Below are 20,193 nucleotides of genomic sequence, written 5' to 3'. Positions count from 1 at the left end.
ATGCTTAAGGGTAAATGCTTTGTGATTGGAGTTACCGGCGGCATTGCTGCTTATCGTGCCCTGGATCTGGCAAGCGGCCTGGTCAAGGCAGGTGCTGAGGTGCATGTCATCATGACTGCCGGGGCGCAGCAATTCGTCAGGCCTCTGGCCTTTGAATCCATTTCACACAACCGTGTTCACGTCGATACCTTTGAAACGCCGCCTGGCTGGCGTTACCCTCACCTGGAACTGGCCCGCCAGGCGGATATGGCCGTGATCGTGCCCGCTACCGCCAATATTATCGCCAAAATGGCCTGTGGCATAGCCGATGATTTGCTTACTACCACAGTGCTGGCGATGGGTTGCCCTGTGCTGGTTTGCCCGGCCATGAATGTGCACATGTACCTTAACCAGGTTGTGCAAGACAACCTGAAACGTTTGCGCCGGATGGGCTTCTATGTAGTTGATCCGGCTGTGGGACCGCAGGCCTGCGGGGATGAGGGACCGGGACGGCTGGCCGATGTACCGGTGATCCTGGAAAAAATTAAAGAGGTGCTGGAGCCGAAAAAGGAGCTAGCCCGGCGCGCGGTTCTGGTTACTGCCGGAGGCACCCGGGAGCCGATCGATCCGGTAAGATATGTGGGCAATCGCAGTTCCGGTAAAATGGGTTATGCCCTGGCTGAAACAGCAGCCTTAAGGGGAGCTGAGGTTTATCTGGTCTCAGCACCTACCGGTCTAACTGTACCGGACGGTGTACAGGTGATTAACGTGGAAACCGCAGAGCAAATGCGCCGGGCAGTGCTGGAACTGTATCCCCGGATGGATGTAGTCATTAAAGCAGCTGCTGTGGCAGACTATCGCCCCCGGGCGATGGTTGACCAAAAAATCAAAAAAAATGAGTCCAGCTTAGTACTGGAGCTGGAAAAAACTACGGACATTTTAGCAGAGCTGGGCAGACAAAAAACCCACCAGTTACTAGTAGGTTTTGCTGCCGAAACCGAGGATTTAATTAACAATGCCCGGGAAAAAATAAACAAAAAGAATTTAGACCTGCTGGTAGCCAACGATGTCACCCAGCCGGGTGCCGGATTTGGTTCCGATACTAACCTGGTGCAGATTTTATACCCGGATGGTACGGTCGAACCTCAGCCGGTGATGGACAAGCTGGCGCTTAGTGAGGTTATTTGGGATAAAATACAGCAATTATTATTGGTCAAGAAATAAATATTGCAGAATAGTTTGCCTCGTTAGATATGTTTTAACCTGTGTGAAAAGGCAGCAGATCACTTAATTGGTCTGCTGCCTTACCGTAAGTTTGGCCTGAATATGTTCAGGAAACAGTATCACTAGGTCGTAATTAGAAACAATGCAATACCTTCATTTACTTGAAATGGCAGCATAATGCATGTTAACATAATTTAGAAGGGAAGTATTTTGACAATGAGCAGTATTTTTAACAACGTCTTGGAACTGGTGGGTCATACGCCTGTGGTCAGGCTAAATAAAGTAACTGATGGCTGTGACGCGCGTATACTGGTCAAGCTTGAGATGATTAATCCCAGCGGCAGCGCCAAGGCCAGGGCGGCGCTGGGTATGCTGGAAGCTGCTGAGAAGGAGGGCATACTTAAGCCGGGCACCGTTATTGTCGAGCCGACCAGCGGCAATCAGGGCATTGCCCTGGCTATGGTCGGTGCTGTTAAGGGGTACCGGGTGATTGTGGTAATGCCTGAATCCATGAGCGAGGAACGAAGAAAACTAGTCAGGGCATACGGAGCTGAGGTGGTGCTCACCCCTGGAGACAAGAATGTGGAAGGAGCCGTGCAAAAAGCCCGGGAATTGGTCCGGCAAATATCTGGAGCCTGGATGCCGGATCAGTTCACTAATCCGAATAACCCGGCATATCATGAACAGACCACGGCTCAGGAAATATTGGAGCAGGTGGACGGTGATATTGACGCTTATGTTGCCGGTGTGGGCACAGGCGGCACCTTAACCGGTGTGGCCCGGGTGTTGAAAAAACAATTTCCCGGCATTAAAGTATATGCTGTTGAACCTAAGAGTTCAGCGGTGTTATCCGGTGGTAAACCGGGCCCACATTGCCTGCAGGGGATTGGGGACGGTTTCGTGCCGGACAACCTGGACCTAGCGCTGGTTGACTCGCCATATGCAGTATCAGACGAGGATGCTTATCAGATGACCAGGCGTTTGGCCAGGGAAGAGGGTTTGCTGGTGGGTATTTCCAGTGGTGCCGCGGTGTACGCTGCAGTGGCCATAGGTCGGGAACTGGGACAGGGTAAAACTGTTCTGGCTATTTTACCCGATACCGGCGAGCGCTACTTGAGTACTCCGGTATTTGAAGGTTAAGCGTTTAATTAGGGTGACCGGTGCAGATATATTATCAGCCCAAAAAAATGCGCTATGCCAGAGCAACGGCCTGAGCGCATTTTATATTTTACTACACACTTTTGTTCCTCTATGACATATTATGGATAAAAACCTTATGGGTGATGGCCAATGTTTATTAGCAAGTTAAAAAAGATACTCCGGCCTCAGTTCCGGGCCGGATCACCGCAGATGGATATAGCGGCGATTAAAATAGGAGATGTACTGGTGACTATGGCCCGCCGGGTTAACAGCACGGTACCGCATGAGTTTTCTGTTTATGTTCCCCGCGTTGAAATCAGGCAGCGGTTCTTTCGAGATGATCAACTGCAGTATGAGAAGGAAATGATTTTTAACAGCCTGACCATTGTGCATGCCCCGCAGCACCCACCGGCTGATAGCGGGCGGGTGGCGACAGTGTGTCAAAAGATGGATTGAGGTTTGCTATGTTGTTAGTCTATAATTAACTAGGTGAAATATTTGATGCATGACAAACTTGAGGGATATGCATGAACAATCAATTATATACCGATGTACTGGTGGAAGTACCGGGTTTACAGACTGACCGGACTTACCAATACCAGGTACCTCCAAGGTTGGCCGGCATATTACAATTCGGCCACCGGGTAAAGGTACCCTTCGGCAAACAAAAAATAACCGGTTTTGTGGTTGGTTTTAATGAACAAAAAGCTGTGCCGGGGGTTAAGGAAATCATTGGTTTGGTTGATGAAAACCCTTTATTTCGTGCAGAGCAGCTAACCCTGGCCAGATGGTTGGCTGATTATTACTTCTGCAGCACTGTGAAGGCGCTGCAGTCAGTTATTGGTCCGGCACTGAAAAAAACTGCTGCCCGGTCGGTGGCCAGGCTTTACAGCGCTGTTGGGCCGGAGCAGCTGCCGCTGCTGCAGGAGCAGCTGGCGCGGTCGCCGAAAAAACTGGCCGTGCTGGAAACAGCGTTGCAGCATCCGGGGCTGGACAAACGAGCTTTGGCGGCGGTATCCGGCGCTTCTTTACCGGTAATCAACCAATTGTGTGCGGGGGGACAACTGCGGGTGGAAACCGAGCTGCTCGCCCGGGATCCCTACCCGCAGTATGAAGCTGTCCGGCAAGCCCCGGTCACCTTAACTACGGAGCAAGGCAGGTCCGTGCAAGCTATTACAGCTGCCCTGCAACAAGGTGAACACCGGGTATTCATGCTGCATGGCGTTACGGGCAGCGGGAAGACCGAGGTATACCTGCGCTGCATCGAGCAAGTGCTGTCCACAGGCCGGCAGGCCATCACTCTTGTGCCTGAGATAGCTTTAACACCGCAGATGGTCCGGTTGTATAAGGCCCGCTTTGGCCGGGCTGTGGCCGTGCTGCACAGCCGTATGTCCGATGGTGAAAGATATGATGAGTGGATGCGTATAGATAGCGGCAGCGCGCCGGTTGTCCTGGGTGTGCGCTCAGCAATACTGGCACCGGTACCTGATCCCGGCTTAATCATTATTGACGAGGAGCATGAGCCTTCTTACAAACAAGAGGAAGCGCCCCGTTACCACGCCCGGGCGGTGGCTCTATACCGGGCTCAAAAGAACCGTGGGGTGCTAGTGCTGGGCAGCGCTACCCCCTCTTTAGAATCTTATTGCCGGACTTTGTCGGGCGGTGAGTACACGTTGTTAAATATGCCCTGTCGAGTCAAGGGCAAAAATATGCCCGATGTGCAGTTAGTGGATATGCGCAGGGAAGTTCAATCCGGAAATAGCGGTATTTTTAGCCTGCTGCTATTACAGAAACTGCGTTCAAGACTTCATAATAAGGAACAGGCCATTATTTTTTTAAACCGACGTGGTTTTAAAACTCTGGTAGTTTGCCGGGAATGCGGCCTGGTATTGAAGTGCCCTCGCTGTGAAATTTCTCTTACCTACCATACCGATGGTCGTTTGCGCTGTCATTACTGCAATTACCAGGTGCAAGCGCTTCAGCGGTGCCCCGATTGCGGGAGTAGTCAGGTGGGCTATTTTGGCACTGGCACCCAGAGGGTGGAAATGGAGTTGACGGCGCACCTGCCCGGGGCCCGTATCTTGCGCATGGATGCGGATACCACCACGCGCAAGGGCTCACATGAACAAATACTGGCTGCATTTGCTAGTGGCGAAGCGGATATTTTAGTGGGCACGCAAATGGTGGCTAAAGGCTTGGATTTGCCGGGGGTAACCCTGGTCGGGGTAATCAATGCCGATAGTACGCTACACATGCCGGACTTTCGTGCTGGAGAGCGCACCTTTCAACTGCTGGCCCAGGTGGCTGGGCGGACAGGCAGGGGAGACGAGCCGGGGGAGGTTTTAATTCAGACCTTCACTCCTGAGCATTATGCAGTGCAGGCTGCCGCCCGGCACAATTACCAAGCTTTTTTTTACAAAGAACTCGGCTTACGCAAGGAAATGGGTTACCCGCCCTTTGCCAAGATGGTCAGGATACTAGTGTACGGTAGGGACGAGGCAGCCGTGCAGCAGGCCGCGGAAAAAATTCGCGCTCAGCTAGATAGGTTTGCTGAAGGGCTGAGCGGGGGAAGAATAATGATAATAGGACCTGCCCCGGCACCGTTAGCCAGGCTAAAGGAAGATTACCGGTGGCACATCATACTGTGGAGTGCTGATTACCGGCAATTGCGCCTGGTGATGCAACAGTTCGCCCAGGCTAGCCACGGCACTTTGCCGGGCAAAGCATTAAAAATGAGTATAGATGTGGACCCGATGTATACTATGTAAAAATTAATTTTGTATCATCAATAAGGAGGCAGTTTAACATTGGCGATATATAAAGTTGTTGAGGTCGGGAATGATGTACTCAGGGAGAAGGCGATTACGGTTACCAAGTTGGGTCCCCATATTGATAAATTGCTGGATAATATGCGCGATACCATGTACGCTAATCAGGGTGTGGGACTAGCTGCTCCGCAAATTGGGGTACCTAAGCGAGTGATTGTGGTTGATATAGGCAAAGGTTTAGTTGAGTTTATCAATCCTGTACTGGCGGAAAAAGATGGCCAGCAAATTGATAGCGAAGGATGCCTGAGTATTCCCGGCTTGGTGGGCGATGTTGTCCGGGCTGAGTGGGTTAAGGTAAAAGGCTTAAACCGGGCTGGAGAAGAAACTGAGCTTGAGGCAACCGGCTTTTTGGCCCGGGCTCTGCAGCATGAGATAGATCACTTGGACGGAATTTTATTTATTGATAAGGCAAAGAATTTAAAAAGAGTGTAGTTATCTTGGTGGGGTTTTGAAGGGGTTTAATGAATATGCGAGTTGTGTTTATGGGTACACCGGATTTTGCAGTGCCGGCGCTGCAGGCCTTGTTGCAAAATAATTATGAAGTGGTCGCTGTGGTAACTCAGCCGGATAAGCCGGGCGGGCGGGGGAAAAAACTGCGCCCTTCACCGGTTAAAGCGGCTGCCCTCGCGTCGGGATTAGCGGTTTATCAGCCGGAAAAGGTGCGTGAGCCCGATTTTATTGAAGTGCTTAAGGAGCTTAATCCGGATATCATTGTAGTGGCCGCCTTTGGGCAGATATTGCCGGCGGAGATTTTAGACCTGCCCCCGTATGGCTGTATAAATGTACATGCTTCGCTTTTACCTGCTTACCGGGGGGCGGCACCTATTCATCGGGCCATTATCAATGGGGAGCGGCAAACCGGAGTTACCATTATGCAAATGGACCGGGGACTGGACACCGGTGCCATGCTGCTGCAGGGCGAGTTGCCGATTGGCTCGGAGGACACGGTAGGGCTGGTGCATGACCGGCTGGCTGAGCTGGGCGGGCGCCTGCTGGTGGAAGCGCTGGAACTGATAAAAAACGGCCAGGTCCAGTTTGTACCTCAGCAAGATCACCTTTCCTGCTATGCTGCCATGCTTACCCGGGAGGATGAACTGATTGACTGGAAACAGGATGCGATGGCCATCAAAAACCAGGTCCGGGGTTTAAATCCCTGGCCTGGCGCTCGTACCTCCTTGGCGGATAAGCTGCTAAAAATATGGCGTGTATCCGTGATGGAGGATTACCCGGCAAGCTCTGCCGAGCCTGGCCAGGTGCTGGTTGCCGGCGGCAACCAGGGTATTTTTGTACAGACCGGCAATGGCGTGCTGAGGATTGATGAATTGCAGCTGCAGGGTAAAAAACGGATGCAGGCGGCCGAATTTTTACGGGGAAACCAGCTGGCTGCCGGCAGCAAGCTGGGCGAAGAAGAGTCATCGGCAGGTGGCGGTGGTGTATAACGTGGTACCGCTCCACACGCACAAACGGTTGTTTATTGGTTTACTGGTGGCTAGCCTGATGGTGGTGGGTTTACTGGCCTTATCCATTTGGTTCCTTATTTTTAGCCCCGAACGCTCTTTTGTCTATAAACTAGTGCTGTTAGCGGTGGCCCTAATGCTGCTGGTTATTATTATGCTGGCAGGCTTTGGTCTAACCGCTATAGTTTTAACCATCATCCGTGCAAAACCGTTTGCCCTGTTACAAGGCCCCACACGGGTGGCACTAAATACCTTTTTCCCTCTGGTCTTAATGCTGGGCAGACTTTTAAAAATAGACATGGATCGGATAAAAAGTTCATTTATTGAAGTGAACAATAACCTGGTGCGGGTTAAGCAAATTACTGTTGCACCGGAACAATTGCTGCTGTTGGCTCCGCATTGCTTGCAAAACAGTGACTGCGTGCATAAAGTAACGGGTAATGTGGATAATTGCCGGCGCTGTGGCGGCTGCATGGTTAACGATCTATTGCAGTTCCGAGACCGGTATGGTATTGGCGTAGGGGTAGCTACCGGGGGCACCCTGGCCCGCAAATATGTACAGGATTACCGTCCCAGGGCTATCGTGGCCATAGCCTGTGAGCGGGATTTAACCAGCGGTATTCTAGATGCCAACCCCATTCCGGTGCTGGGCGTCACTAATTTAAGGCCTTACGGTCCCTGCCAGGACACGCGGTTTTCGATACAGTGGGTAGAAGAAGCGATACAATATTTTATAAACACGGAAGTGATCGCAATTGAATCATCAGACAAGCCCCAGGGAGGCGGCTCTTCAAGTACTGTTGGCGGTGGAAGAACGGGAAGCTTATGCCAATCTGGCGCTGGGCGTGTTGTTGGATAAGCTAGAACCAGGAAAATTAGACCGGTCGTTTATCACCGAACTAGTTTACGGGACCTTACGTGCTCAAAATACACTGGACTGGGCTTTAAGCCACTATCTGCGGCGGCCGCTGTCCGGCCTGTCTTCAGCAGTGCGCAATATTTTGCGCTTAGGCGCTTACCAGCTTATATTTATGGACCGGGTACCCGATTCGGCTGCTGTTAATGAATCGGCTAAGCTAGCTCGCCGGCATGGGCATGAAGGCATTGTAAAATTTGTCAACGGTGTGCTGCGTAATTTAGCCCGGGGCAAGGAGCGTTTAAGCTACCCTGACCCGGGTGATGATCCGGTGCGTTATATCGCCTTGCGCTACTCGCATCCGGATTGGCTAGTGCGCCGGTGGCTTAAGGATTTTGGTTATTCGGAAACAGAGGCCTTGTGTGCCGCCAACAATCAACCCGCGCCTAACACCGTGCGGGTTAATACATTAAAAACCAGTGCAGCCGAGTTGATGGAACGGCTGACCGGCCTGGGCGTAACATCACAAAGAGGCCAATATGCTGCTGACTGCCTTCAGCTGCAGGGTTTTGTCTCCCTGGGTTCCCTAGCGCCCTTTAAAGAAGGGCAGTTCCAAGCCCAGGATGAAAGCTCTATACTTGTGGGACAAGCCGTAAATCCAACACCAGGTTCCCAGGTACTGGATGTGGCCAGCGCCCCCGGCGGTAAAGCCACCCACCTGGCCCAGCTGATGCAAAACCAGGGCGAAATCCTGGCTTTGGATGTGCACGAGCATAAAATAAAGCTGATTACCGAAAACTGCCGGCGGTTGGGTGTTGAAATCGTGCAGCCAGTGCTGGCCGATGCCCGGCAGATACCAGCCCGGTACACCGGATGGGCTGATTACGTGCTTGTGGACGCCCCCTGCTCAGGGTTGGGCGTATTACGCCGACGCCCGGATGCCAGGTGGCGCAAGCAAGAAGAACAAATTGCCGCTTTAGCTGAGCTGCAAGCACAAATTCTAGCATCGGCAGCGGCGGCGTTAAAGCCCGGCGGGGTTTTAGTCTACAGCACCTGCACCATTACACGGGAAGAAAACCTGGGGCAGGTGGAGTTGTTTTTAGAGCAACATCCGGAATTTAAATGGGATACCCTGGCTGGATTATTACCTGGCGCACTTGATCAGGATGAAACCTTAGACCGGGGTTACCTGCAAATACTGCCACATGTCCATGGTCTGGACGGGTTTTTTATGGCCAGGCTGGTCAAAAGCGGTAATTAGCGATTAACCCGCTAAGCAGGATTTGGCTAACGTAATGTAGAATAGCAAAACATGTCGACGGGGGATTTTTATGCCTGGATTAGTCAATATCAAAGATTTATCGCTGGAAGAGCTGGGAGGGGAGGTAACCGCTCTTGGCCTGGCTAAATTCAGAGCCGCACAGATAGCTGACTGGATGCACCGCAAAGGGGCGGCCTCTTTTGACGAGATAACCAACGTGCCTAAAGAAATGCGGGAGAAGTTAGCCGGTAAATTTAGTCCGGGCGGGCTGGTGGTGCTGGATAAAAAGGTTTCCAGTGGCGGCGAAGCGGTCAAGTTTCTGCTGCAGCTGGGGGATGGCCAGGCCGTAGAAAGCGTGTTGATGTTATATCATTATGGTTATACCGCCTGCCTCTCTACCCAGGTAGGCTGCCGCATGGGCTGTAAGCTGTGCGCCTCAGGACTTAACGGGCTGGTCCGTAACCTCACCCCGGGTGAATTAATTGACCAAATTTGGGCTATGCAAAAGGCATCTGGCCAGCACATCGGTCGTATAGTATTAATGGGTTCAGGTGAACCCCTGGATAATTATGCTAACACAATTAAATTTTTAGGGCTGGTTAGCGCACCCTACGGGCTGGGTATTGGCCAACGACACATTACCTTATCCACCTGCGGTATTGTGCCGCGCATTTACGATCTACTGCAGCTGCATCTGGCCATTACCCTGGCGGTTTCTTTGCACGCCCCCAATAATGCGCTGCGCAATCAACTGGTGCCGATTAACCGGGTTTACCCGCTAGAAAAACTGCTACCGGCCTGTCGCGCTTATGCTAAAGGTACCGGACGGCGGGTTTCCTTTGAATATGCTTTACTGGGCGGGGTTAATGATCAAGCAGCCCAGGCTAAAGAACTGGCCGGTATCTTGCGTGGCATTCACTGCCATGTGAATTTAATTCCGGCTAACCCGGTGCCCGAGCGCGGAATCGCGAGCAGCGGAGCCAGGGAAGTACAAGCTTTTAAGCAGATTCTGGAAAAAGCCGGTTACCCGGTCACTGTGCGACGAGAAATGGGCCTGGATATTGATGCAGCCTGCGGCCAGCTGCGCCGGCGAATAATGGGGAGCGATAAACCTTAACGAGGTGATCTACAGTGGGGTTTTTTTCAGAGCTGGAAGGTAACCTGGAGAAATATATTGAGGGTTTTTTTAAGGATAAATTTGGCAGCGGTGAATTGCAGCCGGTTGAAATAGCCAAAAAACTGGCGCGGGAAATGCGTGACCGGCGACGGTCCGGACTTAAAAATATTTTCGTGCCCAACCGGTTTGAAATCTCTCTGGCACCAGGGGACTTTGCCACAATTGAACCGCTGCTGGACCGGTTTACCGCCGAGATGAGCGAGTATGTAAAAAACAAGGCGGTTGAAAAAAAATATACCATGCTGGGGCCGGTGGCAGTATCCTTTATGGAACACCAGGATTTGCCCCAGGGAGAGCTGCAGATAAAAAGTTTTTTTGATGAGAGCGTGGAAGCAGCGCCGGACCAGGAGCAGTTGGAAGTTGAGGATACGCTGCGTTTTACCCCGGTGCGCGATGTACCTGAAGTAATTCCAAAAACCGGTTTGCTGGAGGTAGTAGAGGGCACGTTTATTGGTCAACGTTTTGTGCTATCCGGCAACCAGCTAGTCATTGGTCGCGGAGAAATTTGCGATATTTGTCTGCCGGACAGCAGTATATCCAGACGTCACGCTGTAATTACCCGTACCGGCCGGAAGCTTATGATTAGTGATCGTTCCAGCACAAATGGGACCTATGTTAACGGAGTGAAAATTGCCCAGCACGAGCTGGCCGATGGGGATATGATTAAAATGGGCAATACGGTATTGATCTTTAAGGTGGAATGATTTTGGATATTATTTTATTTGTATTGCGCACCTCTTTTACGGTCTTAATTTACGTATTTATATGCATAGTTTTAACTTATTTAATTAAGGATTTACATAACACTGCAAAGCATCAAAAAACAGCCCATGCTTTTACGCTGGATGACGGTGAGCAAATTTACCTCCCGGCTGCTACTGAACGAAATGGTCCGGGACTGTTGCGGGTTGAATCTGCGCCGCAAGAATATGCTCTTGAGGGTTTGGAGTTTGCCCTGGACAGGGAGCTTAAGTTAGGTCGTGGGCCGCAAAACGAAATTATTTTGCCTGACCGGTTTGCTTCAAACAACCATGCCAGGTTGTATAACCGGGACGGACAGTACTGGCTGGAAGATCTGGGCAGCAAGAATGGTACTTATTTAAATGGTAAGCCCCTTGCCGAGACCACTGTACTGGCCAATGGTGATCAAATTAGAATCGGTGAGATTATTTTCAAGTTTGTGAGGTGGGGTTATGAAGTGGAGTCAGATCACCGAGTGCGGCCCGGTGCGCCGGAGGAATGAAGATTGGCTCTGTGTTTATCCTGATTTAGGTTTATTTGCTGTGGCGGACGGTATGGGCGGCCACCTGGCCGGAGATGTCGCCAGCCGGATGGCCCTTGAGGTACTGGAACGGTATTTGAGAGAAAACCAGGCTAATATTAAGTCCGGTCGTGAAAAGCTGGCCAGAGCGATCCAGCAGGCCAATGACGCCATTTACCAGGCGGCCAGGGAAAACCCCCAGCGGCAGGGGATGGGCACCACGATCACCGCCTGTTTGATCGAAGGTGCTAAGATCATTGTGGCCAATGTGGGTGACAGCCGGGCATTATTACTGCGGTCAGGTAAAATTAATAAATTAACTATCGACCACTCGCTGGTACAGGAGCTGATTGATTGGGGCGGCATTTCCGAAAAGGAAGCCATGCAGCATCCCCGGCGCAATGTTTTAACCAGAGCGCTGGGTATCGGCCCCCGGTTGGTTGCCGATATCTTTGAATATGAACTGGCTTGGGGTGACCGGTTGCTCATTTGTACTGATGGACTAACCGGCTTTGTCCCGGAGCAGCGTATTGGCGATTTAATGCTGCAGGCCTTAGACCCTGAAGAAGGTGTGCATCTGCTACTGAAGGAAGCCATTGCCTGCGGGAGCAACGATAATATAACCATTATTTTTCTGGCGGTGGATTAATTTGTACAGGCGTGGTAAAGAGCGTATATTGCTGGCAATGGTTTTTCTGTATACCTTGACCGGGGGGAGCATCCTCTACCTGAAGGAACCCACCGGAACGGATGGAAAATGGGCTATAGCCGCAGCACTGCTCATGTTTACCGGATTTATGCTGCTCAGTGTGCTTTGGCAGTGGCGTCGGGTCAATTTTGACCAGTACATCGTACCTTTAATCAGCTTCCTGGCCGGCACCGGGGTGGTCTTTCTGTTTCGTTTAAATCCTGGTTACGGGTACAGGCAGTTGTCCTGGGTGGTTATTGGCCTGGCTGCCTTGTACCTGACCACCACCTTGCTGCGCCGCTACCGGGAATTGGCAGACTACAAGTACTTGGTGGCTTTAGCTGGTATTTTAGCTTTGCTGCTGCCGATATTTTTTGGTATTGAACAGGGTGGGGCGAAAAGCTGGTTAGACCTGGGTCTGTTCCACTTTCAGCCATCAGAATTTGTAAAGCTGCTGCTGGTTTTTTTTCTGGGCAGTTATTTAATGGAAAGCCGCATGCTATTGCAGGGAGGTGAGCAGCGGGTCTATATTTTACCCGGTGTTCAGCAATGGGGACCGCTGGTTGGGATGTGGCTGACTGCGCTGTTAGTGTTGGTGTTTCAAAAAGACCTGGGCACAGCGCTGATATATTTTGGCACCTTTCTCGCTATGGTTTACATTGCTACAGCCAGGTGGATGTATAGCCTGTTGGGTGCTTTAATGTTTTTGGCCGGGGCGGCAGCGGCCTACCTGCTGGTGGATCACGTACATACCAGGGTAGCTATCTGGCTGAACCCCTGGGCTACTGCCCAGGAATCAGGATATCAAATTATCCAGTCCCTTTATGCGATCAAAAATGGCGGTATTTTAGGCGCCGGGCTGGGGGCCGGATATCCCGGCTTTATTCCGGCGGTGCACACTGACTTTATTTTCTCAGCCATTTGTGAAGAAACCGGCTTGCTGGGCGGGGTTGGTATTTTGATTTTGTACATGCTGCTGATTTACCGAGGCTTTAAAATCGCTCTGGCAGCAAGGGATGAATATGCCGGGTTGATGGCGGCCGGCTTTACGGCCATTTTAGGTTTACAGGTATTGATTATCATTGCCGGTGTTACTAAATTGTTACCCATGACGGGGATCACTTTACCATTTATCAGTTACGGAGGTAGTTCAATGGTGGCCAATTTTATTTTGGCCGGGATGCTGCTTAACATATCAGGTGAGGCTGATAGCCTATGAAGGGTAATGTGTGCAAGTTGGCCTATGTCATCCTGGCGGGCCTGGTTGTGATCTGTGTGTACCTGGGCTGGATTCCGTTTTTTATTGACCGTGTGTCCAGCAGCGGCCTTGCGCCGGCGGACCCGCGCATAGCTGTCCTAGAAAGCCAAATTAAGCGGGGGAATATTGTGGATAGGCAGGGCACAGTACTGGCCCGCAGCGTAAAGATGGTTGATGGTTATGCCAGGGAATACCCGCTGGGCAATGCTGCTGCGCATATTGTGGGCTATCAATCCAGTAAATATGGGGCTGCCGGTATTGAAAAGTCTATGGCCAAAATTTTGCTGGGTCTGAAGGAAGATAGTGTATCTACTCTGCGGGATCGAATACTAGGCCACCCTGGTATTGGTAATGATGTGAGCCTGACAGTTGATGCCGGACTGCAACAAAAGGTCACCAGTTTGTTGGCTGGTAAAAAAGGAGCCATAGTAGTGCTGGAACCTTCTACCGGTGCAGTACTGGCTATGGCCAGTTACCCGGACTATGACCCTGTCAAGTTGGAAAACTATATGGACCGCTCAGATGCACCGATGCTAAACCGGGCTACCCTGGGTGCTTATCCGCCAGGTTCTGTTTTTAAAATTGTTACCGCAGCGGCGTACCGGTCCAGTTTACCTGATCGGGTGGGGGATACTATAAACTGTGCAGGGCAGTTAAAGATCACCGGTTTTACCCTGCGTGATAATGGGGTACATGGTAGGGTGGATTTCCGGGAAGCCTTTGCCAAGTCGTGTAACGTAGCTTTTGCGCGATACGGGTTGGCTGTAGGCACGGAGGAATTTACCAGGCAGGTGCAGGCCTTTGGCATTGGCAAAAATTTTACTTTTTCACTGCCGATATATCCTGGTAGTATTACCGCAGCCGGTAAAATGGACGGCCCGAACCTGGCCTCCAGTGCCATCGGGCAGGGCGAAGTATTGATTAGCCCTCTTCAGGCCGCTGTGCTGGCTGCAGCTGTGGCTAACGATGGTGTCATTATGCAGCCGTATATCGTATCAGGATATAGTGGCGAGGCCAACGGTCAAGTAGAAATACAACCGAAGGAATGGCTGCAGGCCATGGATCCGTTGGTGGCTGCTGCGATCAACGAAGACATGGTGGCTGTGGTCAGACAGGGTACTGGCAAGGCGGCGGCGCTGCCTGGCATCACGGTGGCCGGTAAAACGGGCTCTGCGGAAAACCCGCATGGTCAGAGCCATGCTTGGTTTGTTGGTTTTGCGCCGGCCCAGGATCCTCGGGTTGCGGTAGCGGTGTTGCTGGAAAATGCCGGCGGAGGTGGAGCCGTGGCTGCCCCGCTTGCCCGTGAGGTTATCCGGCAGGCGCTGGAGCTATCTATCTAATTCTGCTTTTTTTAAACCGCAAGATTAATCTTCGGGCACGTGATGGCTCAGCGTCTTGAGCACAATAGCTTAGCTGCAAGTGAGGCAAAAACCTCATCACTAAAAAGCGCTAATCGAACAGTAGAATGTTGAGGAGAAATAATTATGATAGGCAAAATGCTGGGAAACAGGTATGAGATACTGGAAAAACTGGGTGGCGGAGGTATGGCCATTGTATACAAGGGCCGGGATACTTATTTAAACCGTTATGTAACCATAAAGGTTTTACGCCCTGAGTTTACCTCAGACGAGGATTTTATACGGCGTTTCAAACGCGAAGCCCAGGCCGTGGCCAGCCTGTCCCATCCCAACATTGTCAATATTCATGATGTGGGCCAGGAAGAGAATATTCACTATCTGGTCATGGAATACGTCCAGGGTGATAACCTAAAGAACGTTATTCGTAAAAACGGCGTACTTGCACCTGAGCAGGCTGTGCGTTTCGCTATGCAAGTTTGTGAAGCGCTGGAACATGCCCATGAAAACCATATTGTGCACCGGGATGTTAAACCCCACAATATTTTAATTACCGAAGGTGGGCGGGCTAAGCTAACCGATTTCGGTATTGCCCTGGAAGCTACCGCGTCAACAATCACCCGCACGGATACAATTGTAGGCTCGGTTCATTATTTAAGTCCTGAACAGGCTAGGGGTGAGATTCCTACCACCCAATCAGATATTTACGCTGTGGGTATTTTGTTATACGAAATGCTAACCGGCCGGCAGCCTTATAGCGGTGATAGTCCTATAGCTATAGCCATCAAGCACATTCAAGAAACCCCGCAGCCAGTTAATGAAGTTAACCAAGACGTACCTGCGGAATTGGCGGCGGTAGTGATGAAGGCCATGGAGAAGAAGCCTGAAGACCGGTATAAAAGTGCCGGGGAGATGGCCCGCTATTTGGAACTCGCGCTGGAGGATACAGGGCAGGCCACAATGGTTTTGCCCACCGAAGAAATCATTGCCATGGCGGGAGCCGGGGCAGCCAACAAAAAGAATATCGATGAGCCGCCCACTAAAACTGGAGGACGAGATCGGCGATACTGGCTTTGGGTTGTGGTAGTAATGCTGGCCGGCCTGCTGGCCGGCGGTCTATATGGTTTATATGATTTATTGAATACTCCGACCTTAAAAGTACCCAGTGTCGTTAATATGACCAAAGAAATGGCCAAGTCGAAGCTGGAAGCGCTGGACCTAACGGTTAGCTTTATTGAAGCCTATGACCCGGAAATAGAAAAGGGCAAAGTTATTGCCCAGAGCATTGGACCGGAGGATGCTGCCGTTAAACCGCCCCGGGAGGTTATCCTGACAGTCAGCAAAGGCCCGGAAATGAGGGAAGTGCCTGATTTATACAATGTGAGTGATTTTGAGGCGGAATACAGGTTAAACGAGGCAGGTTTAAAGTTGGCCCGTCCCTATAATGAAATATTTCACGATGAAGTAGCCAAGGGCAAAGTAGTGCTGCAGTCGGTAACCGCCGGCAAGCAGGTGCCCAAAGGTACGGAGATCAAGATTACCATCAGTAAGGGTCCGGAGCCCAGATTACAAAAAGTACCCGATTTAATTCGCCATACCCTGGATGAGGCCAGGCTAATTTTAAAGGAGCTGAATTTACAGCTCAATGAAGATGATGTCGAACAAGAATTTGCCCCCGGTTTTTTAAAAGGACAAATTATCAGCCAGAAACCGGTTTCCGGTACTGAGGTTGAAGAAGGAACGCAGGTCAGCGTGGTAATAAATAACGGACCCGGACCGGTACAAAGATCGGCAGAGGTTAAAATATCGGATGAAATACCGGATGACGGAAATACCCACGTGGTGGAAATAATAGTAGAAGATATCCAGGGACGCCAGGTGCAGTATGCCAACTCACATGTGGCTGGTGACCGGATTGTGCAGGGAATCACATACCTGGGCAGTGGGGTGGTAGAGGTATATATCGACAAAGAATTAATCTGGGAAGAAAATTTAAAATAGGAGGGCCTTTATGGACGGTGTGATAATAAAGGCCTATGGTGGTTTTTATTTTGTCTTGGCTAAAGATCGGGTTCTACGATGCACCATCCGGGGAAAAATTCGCCGTCAAAGCGGGCAAGCGTTGGTGGGTGACCGGGTTAATGTGAAGCAGATTAATGATACAGAGGGTGTGGTGGAGGCAATTCTTCCACGCAGTACAGAACTAATCAGGCCACCGGTGGCTAATGTTGAGCAAGCAGTGATTGTTTTTGCCATCAGTAACCCGGAGCCAAGTGCGGTACTGCTGGACCGTTTTCTGGTGCAGGCTCAGGCTGCCGGCATTAGCCCGGTGATTTGCTTTAATAAATTCGACTTATCCGGTCTGGCTGAGACTGAGCAACCTGACATAGTAAAAGAGTACCGGAAAACAGGGCTCCCGGTGTTTGGAGTTAGTGCCAAAACGGGAGTCCACATGGATAACCTTCGGGCGGTTTTAAAGGAACGGATTACCGTGTTCGCCGGTCCTTCCGGGGTGGGCAAGTCCAGCCTGTTAAATGCTCTGCAGCCCGGTTTAGCGCTAAAAACCGGGGATATCAGTACTAAGTTAAAACGGGGTAAACATACCACCAGACACGTGGAGTTACTTCCCCTGGCCGGCGGTGGTCTGGTTGCAGATACCCCCGGTTTTTCCAGTATGCGTCTGCCGGCCATGCGGCGGGAGGATTTAGCCGGTTATTTTAATGAGTTTGCCCAGTTCGAGATAGGGTGTAAGTTTACCGGCTGTCTGCATAACCGGGAACCGGGCTGTGCGGTTAAGGCTGCTGTGGAGCGGGGGAAGATTTCCTCGCTGCGTTACCGGCATTACCTGGATTTTTTAGCAGAAGTAATGGAGGAGGAAAGGAGATATTAGTTTGCTTAAAATTGCCCCGTCAATTTTGTCGGCTGATTTTACCGCCTTGGGTGACCAGGTGCGGGCTGTGGAGCAAGCCGGCGCGGAATTTTTACATATTGATGTCATGGATGGGCATTTTGTGCCGAACCTAACCATTGGACCCCTGGTGGTTCAGGCGCTGCGGCCGCTATCCGGTATGGTTTTTGATGTGCACCTGATGATTGAAAACCCGGACCGGTATATAAATGACTTTATTGATGCCGGTGCCGATATTATCACTGTACACGTCGAAGCATGTCCTCATTTACACCGTACTTTGCAAATGATTAAACAAGCCGGCAAGCAGGCCGGCCTGTCCTTTAATCCGGCCACACAGCCAAGTGGGCTGGATTATGTTTTGCCCCTGCTTGATCTGGTACTGGTAATGACCGTGAATCCGGGTTTTGGCGGCCAAAAGTTTATACCGCAAATGCTCTCGAAAATACGGCAGCTTAGCCGGTATATAAAGGAACACAAACCGGCTGTGTGGCTGGAGGTAGATGGCGGGATTAATACCGATACTGCCCGCAGTGTAACTGAAGCCGGAGCCAATGTGCTGGTAGCCGGCTCGGCAGTATTTGGCACAACTGACCCGGCTGCCGCGGTACAGGCCATCAGGGAGGCAGCCAACAGCGGCAAGTAGCGCGTAAACGAGTGAAATACACCAAGCAGTCCAAAATAACAATTTAAATGATGGCAAGCCTGAGCTTGCTGGTTAAATTATTAAAAAAGAGGAGAGCGTAACTAATGCGGGAACAACAACATGTCCACCTTGCAAGATACATTACCATTGCCGTGGATATCGCTACCCATATAGTGCGGGGAGAGTACCGTATCGGCCAGAAGATATTCGGCCGATCCACGCTGGCCGGTAAATACAATGTTTCGCCGGAAACCATTAGACGGTCGTTAACGCTGCTTCAGGAAAGGGGTATCGTTGATGTTATGCCCGGTGTAGGAGTGGTGGTGAAATCAGATTCTGCAGCCCGGGAGTACCTGGCGGACTACAACCAGAAAAAAGTTTTGCTGGATATTCAGGAACGTTTAACTGAGCTGTTAAAGGAAAGAGAAAAGTTGAACACTGAGATCGATCACCTGACTAATGAGCTATTAGATTATACCTTTAAAATGGCCGGGCGGCTGCAAAAGCTGGATGAGGTAACTGTGCCCAATAACTCACCTTTACTGGGTAAATCCCTGGCTGAAACTGATTTTCGGGTGCGTACAGGGGCTACCATATTGTCCATTTACCGTAACGGTCATGAAATGCTATCTCCCGAAGCCAAAACCATCCTGCAGGCTGGTGATGTGCTTCTCATGGTGGGCACTCATGACTCCGCTAATAGAGTGTATCAAATGGTCAACGGCGAAGAAATACTCCCTGAGGATATTTAGGGAGGCAAATTATATTCGTAACCCGGAAACTTAAAGTGTAAAATCAAGCAGCTCTCCCTGGATATGGGATGGCAGAGGTAACGGTTTGCACAGGATAATATGCATGCGATCTGGATAAGCTAAACAAGCCACCGGTTAAGAAACGGTGGGTTTTTTTTGTACTATAGGGAATAGCGCTTGCCATATTTATGGCAAGCGCTAAGGATTAAAGTACTGAAAATCGTGCGCAGAGGTAACCGAATGGGTGCGATTTTCTTGGAACAACCGGTAGGGTTTTTGGGGTGATTGCATGAATGTCAACAACCTGTCGAAAGCTGCATCCAGCCGTTGGCTGCGTAAAGTGCTACGTTCGGTCAAGATGGTTTTTATCTGCCTCCTCATGATCTTCAGTCCGGTAATTGTCTGGGTAATTTTATCCTTAAACAGGGAACTGATTGTGATTTTAGCCAACTGGGAGTGGCTTTCCAATGCCCTCCCCGGCCTGTTACATACCCTGGGTGAGCATGTAAATACACCGGAATTTGCCAGGGGGTTTAACGAGGCCGCGTTGGGTGGCCTGCTGACTTTGTTTGGCGTGATTGTGACCGTCTGGTATTATCAGGTAATTAGGGTCCAGGAGGTGACTGAAAAAAGGCTGTTTATCATTGATGAACTGCTGGAGGAGCTCAAGAAAAACCGATCCATTATCAATGACCTGGCAGCCGGGAATAGCGAGTCTTATAATCAGTATCATGATCAGTACAGCAAGTCCATTTTTTTTACTGAAGCCTGGCATAAGCTGGGTGGTGATGTTGCTTTACTACCCAGAAGGCTTTACTTGCGCTTGAGCGTTTTATACAGTTGTCTTAACCGCTGTACCGATGGACAGAGCTACTGGAAAAATAAAGCTACTATTGACAGGATCAACGGCATCATTTCTGATTTGCATAAATACAGAGGCAGCTTGAGCAAAACTGAGATAGCCTAACATATCCTGGTGCTGTCCAATAAAAAAATTTCTTATCTTTGAAGCGTTAAGATAGGAAGAGCACCGAGTATCTCGGTGCTCTCTGTTTTAGACGGGGTTTTAGATTACAATTTACTCAGGTTTCCGGTTTGTTGATATCGTGATAGTTAATCTTTAAAATGTACTTTAACAAAATCAGGAACATTATTTTCTGCAAAACTACCATAACCAAAATTTTCATTATCTTTGCCATAAAAACCAATAATGTAACTATTATTAGTCAAAAGCCATTCAGAGCGATGTTCTCTTAAGCATGTTTCATTTTGGCCTTTATCTCTAATTTCTAATCGCTTAACTTTTTTATCAGCTGCATTTTCATCTATCATATATCCTGTTCTTCTTTTTTCTTCCACTGGTCCCGACTTTCAACTTTCTCTATCACAGCATAGGCTATTTC

General features: G+C 50.3%; 20 protein-coding genes. 19 read left to right on the top strand and 1 reads right to left on the bottom strand.

Going from position 1 to position 20,193, the window contains the following annotated elements; all coding sequences use genetic code 11:
• From coaBC to SPSYN_RS02325, 19 genes are all read left to right on the top strand, one after another.
• Window positions 1-1,203 carry a bifunctional phosphopantothenoylcysteine decarboxylase/phosphopantothenate--cysteine ligase CoaBC gene (gene coaBC, locus SPSYN_RS02415; RefSeq protein WP_161820894.1) on the top strand — a complete coding sequence of 401 codons (1,203 nt, stop codon included), beginning with the start codon at window positions 1-3 and terminating at the stop codon, window positions 1,201-1,203.
• A gap of 216 nt (window positions 1,204-1,419) precedes the next feature.
• Window positions 1,420-2,343, top strand: a complete 924-nt coding sequence (gene cysK / locus SPSYN_RS02410; RefSeq protein WP_161820893.1) for a cysteine synthase A — start codon at window positions 1,420-1,422, stop codon at window positions 2,341-2,343.
• Between the two features lie 150 nt (window positions 2,344-2,493).
• Window positions 2,494-2,799, top strand: coding sequence for a hypothetical protein (locus tag SPSYN_RS02405; RefSeq protein WP_161820892.1), 306 nt, complete (start codon window positions 2,494-2,496; stop codon window positions 2,797-2,799).
• Between the two features lie 71 nt (window positions 2,800-2,870).
• Window positions 2,871-5,111, top strand: coding sequence for a replication restart helicase PriA (priA, locus tag SPSYN_RS02400; RefSeq protein ID WP_161820891.1), 2,241 nt, complete (start codon window positions 2,871-2,873; stop codon window positions 5,109-5,111).
• 39 nt (window positions 5,112-5,150) lie between these two features.
• Window positions 5,151-5,603: a peptide deformylase gene (def, locus tag SPSYN_RS02395; protein WP_161820890.1), complete on the top strand. Its 453-nt coding sequence runs from the start codon at window positions 5,151-5,153 to the stop codon at window positions 5,601-5,603.
• A 35-nt stretch (window positions 5,604-5,638) separates the two neighbouring features.
• Complete coding sequence (gene fmt / locus SPSYN_RS02390; protein WP_161820889.1) at window positions 5,639-6,610, top strand: methionyl-tRNA formyltransferase; 972 nt, start codon at window positions 5,639-5,641, stop codon at window positions 6,608-6,610.
• A 58-nt stretch (window positions 6,611-6,668) separates the two neighbouring features.
• Window positions 6,669-7,487, top strand: coding sequence for a DUF116 domain-containing protein (locus SPSYN_RS02385; RefSeq protein WP_423828271.1), 819 nt, complete (start codon window positions 6,669-6,671; stop codon window positions 7,485-7,487).
• Complete coding sequence (gene rsmB / locus SPSYN_RS02380) at window positions 7,384-8,745, top strand: 16S rRNA (cytosine(967)-C(5))-methyltransferase RsmB (protein ID WP_161820888.1); 1,362 nt, start codon at window positions 7,384-7,386, stop codon at window positions 8,743-8,745. Before SPSYN_RS02385 ends, rsmB begins: the two co-directional genes overlap by 104 nt.
• 70 nt (window positions 8,746-8,815) lie before the next feature.
• Window positions 8,816-9,862 carry a dual-specificity RNA methyltransferase RlmN gene (gene rlmN / locus SPSYN_RS02375; RefSeq protein WP_161820887.1) on the top strand — a complete coding sequence of 349 codons (1,047 nt, stop codon included), beginning with the start codon at window positions 8,816-8,818 and terminating at the stop codon, window positions 9,860-9,862.
• Between the two features lie 14 nt (window positions 9,863-9,876).
• A complete protein-coding gene (locus SPSYN_RS02370; protein ID WP_161820886.1) occupies window positions 9,877-10,626 on the top strand; it encodes an FhaA domain-containing protein in 750 nt (249 codons plus the stop codon).
• Window positions 10,627-10,628: 2 nt separating this feature from the next.
• Window positions 10,629-11,165, top strand: a complete 537-nt coding sequence (locus SPSYN_RS02365) for an FHA domain-containing protein (RefSeq protein WP_161820885.1) — start codon at window positions 10,629-10,631, stop codon at window positions 11,163-11,165.
• Window positions 11,116-11,832, top strand: a complete 717-nt coding sequence (locus tag SPSYN_RS02360) for a Stp1/IreP family PP2C-type Ser/Thr phosphatase (RefSeq protein WP_161820884.1) — start codon at window positions 11,116-11,118, stop codon at window positions 11,830-11,832. The genes SPSYN_RS02365 and SPSYN_RS02360 overlap by 50 nt, the downstream gene beginning before the upstream one ends.
• A gap of 1 nt (window position 11,833) precedes the next feature.
• Window positions 11,834-13,090 carry an FtsW/RodA/SpoVE family cell cycle protein gene (locus SPSYN_RS02355; protein ID WP_161820883.1) on the top strand — a complete coding sequence of 419 codons (1,257 nt, stop codon included), beginning with the start codon at window positions 11,834-11,836 and terminating at the stop codon, window positions 13,088-13,090.
• Window positions 13,087-14,469, top strand: coding sequence for a peptidoglycan D,D-transpeptidase FtsI family protein (locus SPSYN_RS02350; protein WP_161820882.1), 1,383 nt, complete (start codon window positions 13,087-13,089; stop codon window positions 14,467-14,469). The genes SPSYN_RS02355 and SPSYN_RS02350 overlap by 4 nt, the downstream gene beginning before the upstream one ends.
• Window positions 14,470-14,613: 144 nt before the next feature.
• The gene (gene pknB / locus SPSYN_RS02345) at window positions 14,614-16,485 is read left to right on the top strand and encodes a Stk1 family PASTA domain-containing Ser/Thr kinase (protein WP_161820881.1); all 1,872 of its coding nucleotides are present in this window, start codon (window positions 14,614-14,616) and stop codon (window positions 16,483-16,485) included.
• Window positions 16,486-16,495: 10 nt separating this feature from the next.
• Window positions 16,496-17,374 carry a ribosome small subunit-dependent GTPase A gene (gene rsgA / locus SPSYN_RS02340; protein ID WP_161820880.1) on the top strand — a complete coding sequence of 293 codons (879 nt, stop codon included), beginning with the start codon at window positions 16,496-16,498 and terminating at the stop codon, window positions 17,372-17,374.
• Between the two features lies 1 nt (window position 17,375).
• A complete protein-coding gene (gene rpe, locus SPSYN_RS02335) occupies window positions 17,376-18,038 on the top strand; it encodes a ribulose-phosphate 3-epimerase (RefSeq protein ID WP_161820879.1) in 663 nt (220 codons plus the stop codon).
• Between the two features lie 104 nt (window positions 18,039-18,142).
• Window positions 18,143-18,790 (top strand): GntR family transcriptional regulator, encoded by a 648-nt coding sequence (locus SPSYN_RS02330; RefSeq protein WP_161820878.1) that lies wholly within the window; start codon window positions 18,143-18,145, stop codon window positions 18,788-18,790.
• Window positions 18,791-19,079: 289 nt separating this feature from the next.
• Window positions 19,080-19,757: a hypothetical protein gene (locus SPSYN_RS02325; RefSeq protein WP_161820877.1), complete on the top strand. Its 678-nt coding sequence runs from the start codon at window positions 19,080-19,082 to the stop codon at window positions 19,755-19,757.
• Window positions 19,758-19,903: 146 nt separating this feature from the next.
• Here SPSYN_RS02325 and SPSYN_RS02320 read toward each other — a convergent pair whose 3' ends face one another.
• Window positions 19,904-20,149, bottom strand: coding sequence for a hypothetical protein (locus SPSYN_RS02320; protein ID WP_161820876.1), 246 nt, complete (start codon window positions 20,147-20,149; stop codon window positions 19,904-19,906).
• Window positions 20,150-20,193: the final 44 nt, after the last annotated feature.

It is taken from the genome of Sporotomaculum syntrophicum, assembly GCF_009932395.1.
GTDB lineage: Bacteria > Bacillota > Desulfotomaculia > Desulfotomaculales > Desulfallaceae > Sporotomaculum > Sporotomaculum syntrophicum.
Note: the sequence above shows the minus strand (reverse complement) of the source record. Positions and strands in the feature narration are given on the sequence as shown.

Coding starts and splice junctions, on each gene's coding strand:
- coaBC (WP_161820894.1), top strand. CDS start 1: ATGCTTAAGGGTAAATGCTTTGTGATTGGAGTTACCGGCGGCATTGCT.
- cysK (WP_161820893.1), top strand. CDS start 1,420: ATGAGCAGTATTTTTAACAACGTCTTGGAACTGGTGGGTCATACGCCT.
- SPSYN_RS02405 (WP_161820892.1), top strand. CDS start 2,494: ATGTTTATTAGCAAGTTAAAAAAGATACTCCGGCCTCAGTTCCGGGCC.
- priA (WP_161820891.1), top strand. CDS start 2,871: ATGAACAATCAATTATATACCGATGTACTGGTGGAAGTACCGGGTTTA.
- fmt (WP_161820889.1), top strand. CDS start 5,639: ATGCGAGTTGTGTTTATGGGTACACCGGATTTTGCAGTGCCGGCGCTG.
- SPSYN_RS02385 (WP_423828271.1), top strand. CDS start 6,669: ATGGTGGTGGGTTTACTGGCCTTATCCATTTGGTTCCTTATTTTTAGC.
- rlmN (WP_161820887.1), top strand. CDS start 8,816: ATGCCTGGATTAGTCAATATCAAAGATTTATCGCTGGAAGAGCTGGGA.
- SPSYN_RS02360 (WP_161820884.1), top strand. CDS start 11,116: ATGAAGTGGAGTCAGATCACCGAGTGCGGCCCGGTGCGCCGGAGGAAT.
- SPSYN_RS02350 (WP_161820882.1), top strand. CDS start 13,087: ATGAAGGGTAATGTGTGCAAGTTGGCCTATGTCATCCTGGCGGGCCTG.
- pknB (WP_161820881.1), top strand. CDS start 14,614: ATGATAGGCAAAATGCTGGGAAACAGGTATGAGATACTGGAAAAACTG.
- rsgA (WP_161820880.1), top strand. CDS start 16,496: ATGGACGGTGTGATAATAAAGGCCTATGGTGGTTTTTATTTTGTCTTG.
- SPSYN_RS02330 (WP_161820878.1), top strand. CDS start 18,143: ATGCGGGAACAACAACATGTCCACCTTGCAAGATACATTACCATTGCC.
- SPSYN_RS02325 (WP_161820877.1), top strand. CDS start 19,080: ATGAATGTCAACAACCTGTCGAAAGCTGCATCCAGCCGTTGGCTGCGT.